This window comes from Streptomyces sp. NPDC059009 (genome assembly GCF_042740175.1).
Lineage (GTDB): Bacteria > Actinomycetota > Actinomycetes > Streptomycetales > Streptomycetaceae > Streptomyces.
Window position 1 is genome coordinate 8,001 of record NZ_JBHYJB010000008.1, and the last position, 8,741, is coordinate 16,741.

Here is an 8,741-nt window from a genome sequence, read left to right on the forward strand (position 1 = left end):
TTCGCTCCGCCCCCAAACCCCCCTCCCCCGGGGCCCCGCCCCGATGGGGGGCCCCCGCCGACGGTTCCGTCACCGCCGACAACAACGTGGGCACCACCCCGTGCACCTACGACCAGCTCGTGAAGGCCGCCAAGATGGGCACCGTCAAGGTGCGGGTCGTCAAGGGCTCGGACGGCACTGCCTCGACGGTGAAGGAGATCTACCACCCCTGAGCCTGACTCGGTCGGGGATCTTGGGGTTACGGGCCACACAGCCCGCTCGCGCAGTTCCGGGAATCCCTGCGCACGGGTGGCCGGCACGCCCGGCGGCCCTTGGCGGCCGGGCCGGAAGCCGGTCCCGCAGCAGAGGCAAGACGCGAACATCGCCCGGCCGGGCGGCGGATCTGCTCAGCTCCTGGGCATGGAGGGACCAGCCGCCGCCCTGCTGGGGGCCGGGCTCGGGACACCGGCCGGCTTGTTCGGCAGCGTGATCAACTCGGTCACGCAGCGATCCCCGATGCGGTTTTGGACAGACACCGGACCGCGGCCGGCACCGGGACGTGACCCGGCGCTCGGCCTCCTACGACGTCATCGGGGCCACTCAGAGGCCCGTCAGCGAGGCACCCGGCAGCGTGCGCGAGCACACGGTCGCGGATGAACGCAGATGGTCGAGAACAGCGTGCGGGACCACGCGACGGTGGGTGAATCTTGAGATCCCATCGCCTAGCCCCAGGAGCAGGACATGCCAGGGCTCTCGGTTCTCCATCGGCTCCGTCCGTTCGGTCGGGCTGCCGCGACACTGATGACGGCCTGTGTGCTGGCCGTCGCCTGGGCCGGGGGCGCCGGTGCGGCCGATGGCCGGACGGTGGCCGATCCGGTGTCCGAGGCGAAGAAGCTGGCGACCCCCTTCCTCCCGGGGGCCAACGACTGGAGCTGCAAGCCCGGCGCGAAGCATCCGCGCCCGCTGGTCCTGGTGCACGGGACACTCTCACTCAGGGAGGAGTTCCTGCTGACCGCCCCCCTGTACAAGAAGGCGGGCTACTGCCTGTTCGCCCTGGACTACGGCAGAGAACCCCTGACGGGACTCCTCATCGGCGGTACCGGTCCGATGACCGAGTCCGCCAGGCAACTGGCCACCTTCGTCGACGGCGTCCTGGCCGCCACCGGCACGCGCCAGGTCGACATCGTCGGATACTCCCAAGGCGGCGTGCTGCCGCGCCAGTACATGAAGTTCGAGGGCGGCGCCCGCAAGGTGCACACCTTCGTGGGCATCTCGCCGCCCAACCACGGCGGCCGGGTGGAGCTGCTCGACGCTCTGCTCGACGAGCAGCCCTGGCTCAAGGCGATGTTCAAGGGATTCTTCGACCCCCTGAACAAGTTCGGGGACAAGCTGCCCGTGCCCTGCCGCGCCTGCACCGACCAGCTCGCCGGATCCGGGTTCATGCACAGGCTCAACCAGGGCGGCGACACCGTCCCCGGAGTGTCCTACACGGTGATCGTGTCCAAGAGGGACGCCTTTCTCGGCCGTTACCAGGACCACTTCCTGAAAGGGCCGAACGTCCACAACATCGTGCTCTCCGACATCTGCCCGCTGCGCTTCCCCGGGCATCTGGCGATGATGCACGACGCCGTGGCGGCCCGGCTCGCACTGAACGCCCTCGACCCGGCCCACGCCGTGAAGCCCTCCTGCTGATTGCCGCCGGTCGGCCCCTGAACGGTCGTGGGCAGGGTCAGCGAGGACGTGGGGCCAAGAACCTGACACTCCCCCGATCCGCACACTCCCGCAGTCCACGTCCGTGCTGACCGCGTGCCGTGTCGCGGACCGGTGTTGCCGGGCGCTTCTTCACGCCGGCCCCGGGGGCACGTCATCCGCCTGCGGCGTCCTCGGCCTCCCAGCGCAGCAGGTCGCCCGGCTGGCACTTGAGCACCTCGCAGAGCGCGGCGAGCGTCGCGAAGCGCACCGCCTTGGCGCGGCCGTTCTTGAGCACCGCCAGGTTGGCGGGCGTGATCCCGACCCGGTCCGCGAGCTCGCCCACGGACATCTTCCGCCGGGCCAGCATCACGTCGATGTCGACGGCGATCGGCATCAGATCACCGTGTCCAACTCGGCCCGCATCCGCGTCGCTTCGACGTCGCGCGCGACGGCCTGGGCGAGCAGCATCCGCAGCACGAGCACGATGAGCGCGACCCCGAGGATGGCCACGCCGACCCCGCCCATGATGAGGGTGACGCCCGGGTCGTCCCGCTGGCCCGGAGCGTTGAGGGCCGTGACCGCGAACCACAGCAGGGCGGCCGCCACGATCGCCCCGATCACGACGTCCACGTACCGGAAGGCGGCGTGGGAGAACACGGTTCCGCGCCGCACCATCGTCACCAGCCGCCATACGCAGACCAGGGCCAGCTGGGCCGACATCATGCCCAGGATCGTGATCACGCGCAGCGGGTTCAGCGGGAGCGACCCATCCTCCGGGTCGGTGGCCAACGCCCACACCATCATGGCCTGTACGAACACGGTGCCGACGAGCACCACCGCGAGCACGGTGAGCAGCGCGCGCACTGTCAACTTCCCCATGACCCACCCTTCCATTGAATTGCGATGGGAATCTATCGAGTTTCGATAGGTGAGGCAAGGTCTGGGGCCTGATTCGCACTATGGCGGGAGCCCTCCCCCGCAGCGCAGCGGTGGCGCGAACCGCCTTGATCCCAGCCTCGGGCAGCACTGTCCGGCATCGGCGGCACGCAGAGCACCTCCTGGGCGGACCACGGCGTCACCACCGGCATCTGGCGGCTGCTCGACGCCCTCGGCAACAGACTGTCCGCAGCTACTCCTGGTCGCCCAGCGGGTGGGCCAGGAGTTGCGTGAACGCCAGCTCGGCCGCTCCGGCCAGTGCGGCGTCCGGCCGGGTGCCCAGGCGGTGAACGGTGCCGCGTACGCGCGCGACGACCGAAGCGGCGAGGGCCTGGGTGATCTGCTCGTGTGCGGCGGTGGCCAGGAGCGCGAGCATCCCGGTGAAGACCACCTCGTCGGGGCCGACGGTGTTGGTCACGCCGGTCAGGGCGGTGGCCAGGTGCTCGGCGAGGCCGCGGACGACGGGTGCCTGCGCCGGGGCGGCGAGCGCCGCGCGTACCTGCTCGTCGAGTTCCGCTTCGGTCAGGCCGGGGCTGTCGTCGAGACCGAGGGCGGTGAGCAGGGCGGGCCCGCCGACGTACAGCTCCAGGCAGCCGCGAGAGCCGCAGGCGCAGGCAGGGCCCTCCGGGTCGACACACAGGTGCCCGATCTCCAGGGTCTGCGCCTGGTCGGCCACGCCGACGAGCGCGGAGCCCATGCCGTGCCGTTCGCCGGTGACGGCGAGGAGGGCACCGCTGCCGGGCCGGTACTCGCCGATTGCGGTGGCGGTGGAGTCCCGTACCAGCGTGAGGGGCAACTGGCCTTTCGCGTACGCCGCTTCGGGCAGCGCCGCGTGCACCTGTGCAACGAGATCGACGGGGTCGGACCAGCCCACGACAAGCGAGATCTGCACGACGCCGGAGTCCTCGTCGACCATGCCGGGAAAGGCGAGCCCGAGTCCGGCGCACCGCTCCCAGTCGCCGCCGAGCATGCGGTGCGCCAATTGCGCGATGTGTGCGCTCAGTTCGTCCGGCGGCATGCCGTGCAGGTCCGCCCGGCACACCACCACATCCCCCTGCCTGCGCAGGCCGAGACCGTAGGCCGCGCCCCGCAGTCCGGTCGCCTCGACCTTCACCGCGAGGGCGAGGGGGCCGTCCGGGGCGGGCTCGAGCAGCACGGAGGGCCGCCCCGTACCGACCGCCCGCTGTTCGCCGCTGCGGATCAGCCCGGCCGCCTCCAGCTGCGTGGCGGCGTGCCCGGCAGCACTGCGGGCAAGTCCGGCCCGTTCGGTGGCGGCGGCGCGGGTGAGCGGGCCGTGCCGGTGCACGGCCGTGAGCAGACGGGACGCAGAGGACGGGACTTTCGGCATGTTGCGCACGGAATCCTTCCGGAACTAGTTTGTTCTCACAAGAACAAACTATAGGGAGGTCTCACCATGACTCCGAACATTACGGTCCATGCCGACGCCGTCCTTGTCGACATCGACCACCTCGCCGACCGCACCGGCCAGGAGCGGTCCGCACTCGCTGCCTTCCTGACCGGCCGCACCTGGGGTGCCCTCACCGAGCAGGGCTTCGCCGGTGCGGCTGCCCGGTGCGCGGCCGCGGGCCTGCCCGAGCCCGCGCTCCTGGCCACCGGCGCCGCCTGTCCCCAGACGTTCACGGCGGCGGCCGACCTGCTGGGCACCGCCATCGGCTCGTGCGCGGTGCTGACCGCGACACTCGCGTCGACCGAGGCGGCCGGCACCGCAGGGGCCATCCCTCTCGCCCTCGACGCCCCGCCCCACGCCACCACCGGCTGCGGCGCCCTTCCCCTGCCCTCTCTGACCGCCCTGGCCGCGCGGCCCGCCTCGCCCTGGCGCATGGCCTTCACCGCCTGACCGGGCGGGCCTGCCCGCGGACAGGAGGCCGCGGCCCGCGAAGCCGCCACGTGAACTCCCCCCTGCCCTCGCTGTGTTGGGAGGATGGCCGCCATGAGCGATGCCGAGTGGCGCCGACTACGTGCGGGATTCGATGAGTCAGCCGAAGCGTACGAGCGGACCAGACCAGTGTGTCCGCCGCAGCTGGGGTGTGGCTCCTTTGGAGGGACGGACTGAGCTGGGAATTCGCCAAGTCGATGGCGCGCAGCGCACGAGACCCCCAAGTGAACGCCGCAGCACGTCGCGTCAGCCACGGTCAAGATCGGCGGCCCGACCGACGCTGGTGAACGCGGGGCGGCTCGCAGCGGCCGGAAGGATCACGTACCACGTGCGGATCCGCAAGGCCGTGCTGGTGAGGCCATCCCTTCAAAGGAGCCACAGCCAAAGACGACCTTGCGCCACGAGAACGCCCCCCATGGTCGAGCCTCCCTGAAGGGTGCTCCTATCTCGGCAGGTCGTACCAGGTCTGCGGACGGGGCGGCGGCGCACTCTCATCAGCGGTGACCACTCCGGCGGCTGCGGCGTCGAAGCCGCGGGGCCAGACTGTACTGGCGTCGGCTACCGCTCCTGTCAGGCTGGCGCGTGAGGCTTCCGTTCCGGTCAGATCGGCACCGCGCAGGTCGGCCTGGTCCAGGCGCGCGCCGTTGAGGACGGCTCCAGTCAAATCGGCACTGCTCAAGTCTGTCGCCCGCAGGTCAGCCTCTTCCAGCCGCGCATGCCACAAGATCGCAGACCGCAGGTCGGCCTGGTGTAACCGTGCACCTCGGAGGAACGACCCTGCCAGCCAGACGCCGGTCAGATCCGCGCCTCTCAGGTCTGCGCTCTCGAGGTTCACATCCGAGAGGTCGCTGTAATGCAGGTCAGCCTCCTCGAGGTCTGCAAAAACCAGCCGCGCGCCTCGCAGATCGGTTCGGGCGAGTCCCAACACGTACCGATTCGGCACCAGAGCTCGACGGCCGAGTACTGTCATGGCTGCCTGACGGTCGATGCAGCGGACGGACAAGGAATCCGCTGCACGGTGCATAAGGGCGAGTTCACGCTTGTGAGCCGGATCCCGTGCCACCGGCCTTGCTGAGGGCGGATCGGCCGGCCCGGTGCGCTGGACAAAGGCGCAGAGCACCTCCGCGATGGTCACGCGGTCATAGGGGGAGTCGTCGGCGATGCGTTCCAGCGCGAAGATCGCTCCAAGTCGCACGTCTGGGCTCGGGCTGCCCAGTTGCTCCGCAGCGGCCGTGAAACGCTGAGTGATCTGGCCTTGGTTGCTGACCTGCAATTGCCGCCAGCTGAAGAACGCACCGACCAGCAAAGCGATTCCGGCCAGGCCCTGCAGCAACGTGGTGCGGATGTCGTTGATCGCCTTGGCCCGATCCGAGGCAGGCGTGCCTGGAGCGTCCCAGCTCAGCAAGTACCTGGGGACCACCACGCTCACGAAGGCGACCAGTAGCAGGCTGCTGCAGATCACGACCGCAATGGTCGGCCGTGACAGGCCAGTAGGACGTCTGCCTTGACGCTCCTGTTCACGTAGGGGATGCCCGGGTAGAGCTCGCAGCTGTCTCCCATGCCTCGCCATCTCGCACCGCTTCCACATCGACCAACGGTGATAGAAGAAGATTGCGCCCCAGCATTTTTCCTCAACCTATGTGGCAGGGCCAGCTCTGAGGGGTGTGGCTCCTTTGAAGGGACAGCCTCACCAGCACGGAGGTGCGGATCCGCAGGCGGTAGCGTCGGTCGGGCCTCCGATCTTGATCGTGACTGACGCGACGATCTGCGGCGTTCACTTGGGAGTCACGTGCGCTGCGCGCCATCGACTTCGCGAATTCCCAGCTCAGTCCGTCCCTCCAAAGGAGCCACACCCTCCTAGAACTCCGAGCCGTCGCGGCCAACGGTGACCTCGACGCCTACTGGCAGCACCACATCGACGCCGAGCACCAGCGGCTACCGGCCGGGCCCGCTCCTGTGGGGAGCCGTGCGCTTCGCCCCGGACGGAACAGTCCGCTGCGAGCGATTCGAGCCCTCTGATGCGCTCTCCCCTCTCATGACTGCCAGCACTCGCCGCAACAACTATCGCGAGGCTGCCGCACAATTCGCAGAAGAGGCCGAGAGGGACCTGAAGCTCTTGGAGAATCCGGACTCTGAGTACTGCCCCGTCGATCCACGACACCGCACTCGACTGACCCCGACTACCAGCGGCTGGGGCTTACGGCATTACTGCACCGTGTGTGACAAAGAACTTTGATCAGCTGCCTTCACCCTTCGGCGCGAGGCCGCAGACAGCAAGCACACCGAGGTTCAGTGAGACCCGGGGCGGAGTGCTATGTGCCGCCCCGGGGCCTCTTCCCGGCGCCGTGCGGGAAGAGGCGGGAAGAGCGGGCAAGTACGGTCACGGGACCACGACAAGCGCGTAGTACCCCGAAACGTATCGGCTGTCGCAGACGTAGCCGCGCCAGGCCCCGTTCATCACCCCGGCGAAGCCGACCACGTCGCAGTCGCCGTACAGCTGGTAGTAGCCGTAGATGTAGGGGTCCGCGGCGGGCGCGGAAATCGTGTGCCCCTGGGAGGGCGAGGCGGCCGATGCGGAGGCGGTACCGATGGCGCCGAACGCGGATAGCGCGACAACCCCGGCGACGAGCGTCTGCTGAAACCATCTCTGCATATCAATCTCCTGTTCTGGCTGAAGGCTGACCGACGAGACTCAGCGCCCCCGAGAGAAGGCAGTGAATTCACGGACCGCAGACCACGGTTGAGCCGTGGTGCGCTTGCTGGTTCAGCATTCCTGATTCCTGATCGGGCCCTCCAGGGTGATAGACCGGGAAATCAGCCCGGGTCGGGTAGGTGCCTGGCCCCTTGCCCAGGGGCCGTTGCACCGGCGCCGCGTCCCGGTGATCTTGGTGACATAGAATCCAGGGCCCTCGGGCGGAAATCCGGCCGAGTTGTCTCTTGGGGGGAAGCACCATGCCGATACTCGCCGCACGTCACCGTGGCCGTCTGGTGAGGGGCGCCACGGCCGCCGTCAGCACTGTGGTCGCCCTCACCTGCACGGCCGGTGCCGCTGTCGCCGCCGCGCCGCCCAGCGCGAAGCCGGCCGCCACGGCACCGGCAGCGGACCACAGCGCGACGCAGGAAGCCCTCAACGCCGTTCAGCGGGCGGGAATGTACGGCGTCGCGGCCGAAACACAGACGCCCGACGGCCGTTGGTTCGGATCGGCCGGTTACGCCGACGTCGCCACCCAGCGCAAGCGCACAGCCGAGGACCACATTCGGGCCGGCAGCATCACCAAGTCCTTTGTCACCGTTGTCCTGTTGCAGCTCGAGGGCGAGGGAAAGCTGAGCCTGGACGACTCCGTGGAGCGCTGGCTGCCCGGTGTGGTCCAGGGCAATGGATACGACGGCAACAAGATCACGGTCCGTCAGCTCCTCAACCACACCAGTGGGATCCACGACATGGTCGAGACCCCCGAGTGGCGGGCGTACATGAACGGTCCCGGCTTCCTCGCGCACCGCTTCGAGACCCGGACGCCGCGGCAGATCGTCGACATGGGCCTCAAGTACGCGCCGGATTTCGAGCCCGGATCGAAGTGGCACTACTCCAACACCAACTTCGTGCTGGCGGGCATGATCATCGAGAAGGTGTCGGGAAACCCGTACGGGCAGGAGGCCACGCAGCGCATCATCAAGCCGCTGGGCCTGAGGCAGACGGCCTTCCCCGGCACCGACCCGAAGCTGCCCGCGCCCTACGCGATCGGCTACTCCAAGCTCTACGCCGAGAAGCCGGGCCCCGAGGTCTACGACGCCACGGAGTACAACCCCGCCTGGTCCGGTGCCACCGGCGAGGTCATCACCACCACTGGTGACCTCAACCGGTTCTACGGCAGCCTGATGCAGGGCAAGTTGCTCAAGCCCGCGCAGCAGAAGGAGCTGCTGACCACGGTCAAGACGGACACCTTCTTCGACTACGGCCTCGGGCTGATCGTGCGCACCCTCAGCTGCGGCAAGAAGGTCTACGGTCACGACGGCATCGTCTGGGGATCCCTGACCAGCTCGGCCACCACCGCGAACGGCAAGCACAGTCTCACGTTCCACCTCAACAGTGACTGGCTGGAGGACGGCAAGCCCTACGCGGACGTCTTCGAGGCGGAGTTCTGCGGCACGCCGGACAAGGCGAAGTAGGAGGCCGGGCAAGGGAGTGTGGGCCGCCGGCCCCGGCGGGCCCCCGGCCCCCCCAACAGCCATGGTGAAA

Annotated in this window: 9 protein-coding genes; 4 read left to right on the plus strand and 5 right to left on the minus strand. The window is 68.9% G+C overall.

Features of this window, described 5'->3' with window-relative positions; genetic code table 11:
* Both ACFWYM_RS09800 and ACFWYM_RS09805 read left to right on the plus strand, forming a co-directional pair.
* Positions 1-212: hypothetical protein (locus ACFWYM_RS09800; protein ID WP_384832765.1), on the plus strand; the 212-nt coding region annotated here is incomplete at its 5' end.
* Between the two features lie 568 nt (positions 213-780).
* A complete protein-coding gene (locus tag ACFWYM_RS09805; protein ID WP_384832768.1) occupies positions 781-1,671 on the plus strand; it encodes a lipase family alpha/beta hydrolase in 891 nt (296 codons plus the stop codon).
* Positions 1,672-1,843: 172 nt separating this feature from the next.
* Here the strand turns inward: ACFWYM_RS09805 and ACFWYM_RS09810 are convergent, their stop codons facing one another.
* The 3 genes from ACFWYM_RS09810 to ACFWYM_RS09820 form a co-directional block, all read right to left on the minus strand.
* Complete coding sequence (locus ACFWYM_RS09810; RefSeq protein WP_010981499.1) at positions 1,844-2,065, minus strand: helix-turn-helix transcriptional regulator; 222 nt, start codon at positions 2,063-2,065, stop codon at positions 1,844-1,846.
* Complete coding sequence (locus tag ACFWYM_RS09815; protein WP_384832771.1) at positions 2,065-2,550, minus strand: DUF2975 domain-containing protein; 486 nt, start codon at positions 2,548-2,550, stop codon at positions 2,065-2,067. The genes ACFWYM_RS09810 and ACFWYM_RS09815 overlap by 1 nt, the downstream gene beginning before the upstream one ends.
* A 250-nt stretch (positions 2,551-2,800) precedes the next feature.
* Complete coding sequence (locus ACFWYM_RS09820) at positions 2,801-3,955, minus strand: ROK family protein (protein WP_384832774.1); 1,155 nt, start codon at positions 3,953-3,955, stop codon at positions 2,801-2,803.
* Positions 3,956-4,021: 66 nt separating this feature from the next.
* Here ACFWYM_RS09820 and ACFWYM_RS09825 point away from each other — a divergent pair, with 66 nt between their 5' ends.
* Positions 4,022-4,465: a hypothetical protein gene (locus tag ACFWYM_RS09825; protein WP_384832777.1), complete on the plus strand. Its 444-nt coding sequence runs from the start codon at positions 4,022-4,024 to the stop codon at positions 4,463-4,465.
* 481 nt (positions 4,466-4,946) lie between these two features.
* Here the strand turns inward: ACFWYM_RS09825 and ACFWYM_RS09830 are convergent, their stop codons facing one another.
* Together ACFWYM_RS09830 and ACFWYM_RS09835 are read right to left on the minus strand one after the other, a co-directional pair.
* Complete coding sequence (locus tag ACFWYM_RS09830; RefSeq protein ID WP_384832780.1) at positions 4,947-5,966, minus strand: pentapeptide repeat-containing protein; 1,020 nt, start codon at positions 5,964-5,966, stop codon at positions 4,947-4,949.
* A 918-nt stretch (positions 5,967-6,884) separates the two neighbouring features.
* Positions 6,885-7,157, minus strand: coding sequence for a hypothetical protein (locus ACFWYM_RS09835; RefSeq protein ID WP_384832783.1), 273 nt, complete (start codon positions 7,155-7,157; stop codon positions 6,885-6,887).
* 299 nt (positions 7,158-7,456) lie between these two features.
* Between ACFWYM_RS09835 and ACFWYM_RS09840 the strand changes: the two genes are divergently transcribed.
* Positions 7,457-8,671 (plus strand): serine hydrolase domain-containing protein, encoded by a 1,215-nt coding sequence (locus tag ACFWYM_RS09840; RefSeq protein WP_384832786.1) that lies wholly within the window; start codon positions 7,457-7,459, stop codon positions 8,669-8,671.
* Positions 8,672-8,741: the final 70 nt, after the last annotated feature.

Excerpts from the sequence above, each read along its gene's own strand:
- ACFWYM_RS09805 (WP_384832768.1), top strand. The coding sequence starts at position 781 with ATGACGGCCTGTGTGCTGGCCGTCGCCTGGGCCGGGGGCGCCGGTGCG.
- ACFWYM_RS09825 (WP_384832777.1), top strand. The coding sequence starts at position 4,022 with ATGACTCCGAACATTACGGTCCATGCCGACGCCGTCCTTGTCGACATC.
- ACFWYM_RS09840 (WP_384832786.1), top strand. The coding sequence starts at position 7,457 with ATGCCGATACTCGCCGCACGTCACCGTGGCCGTCTGGTGAGGGGCGCC.
- ACFWYM_RS09820 (WP_384832774.1), bottom strand. The coding sequence starts at position 3,955 with ATGCCGAAAGTCCCGTCCTCTGCGTCCCGTCTGCTCACGGCCGTGCAC.
- ACFWYM_RS09815 (WP_384832771.1), bottom strand. The coding sequence starts at position 2,550 with ATGGGGAAGTTGACAGTGCGCGCGCTGCTCACCGTGCTCGCGGTGGTG.
- ACFWYM_RS09835 (WP_384832783.1), bottom strand. The coding sequence starts at position 7,157 with ATGCAGAGATGGTTTCAGCAGACGCTCGTCGCCGGGGTTGTCGCGCTA.
- ACFWYM_RS09810 (WP_010981499.1), bottom strand. The coding sequence starts at position 2,065 with ATGCCGATCGCCGTCGACATCGACGTGATGCTGGCCCGGCGGAAGATG.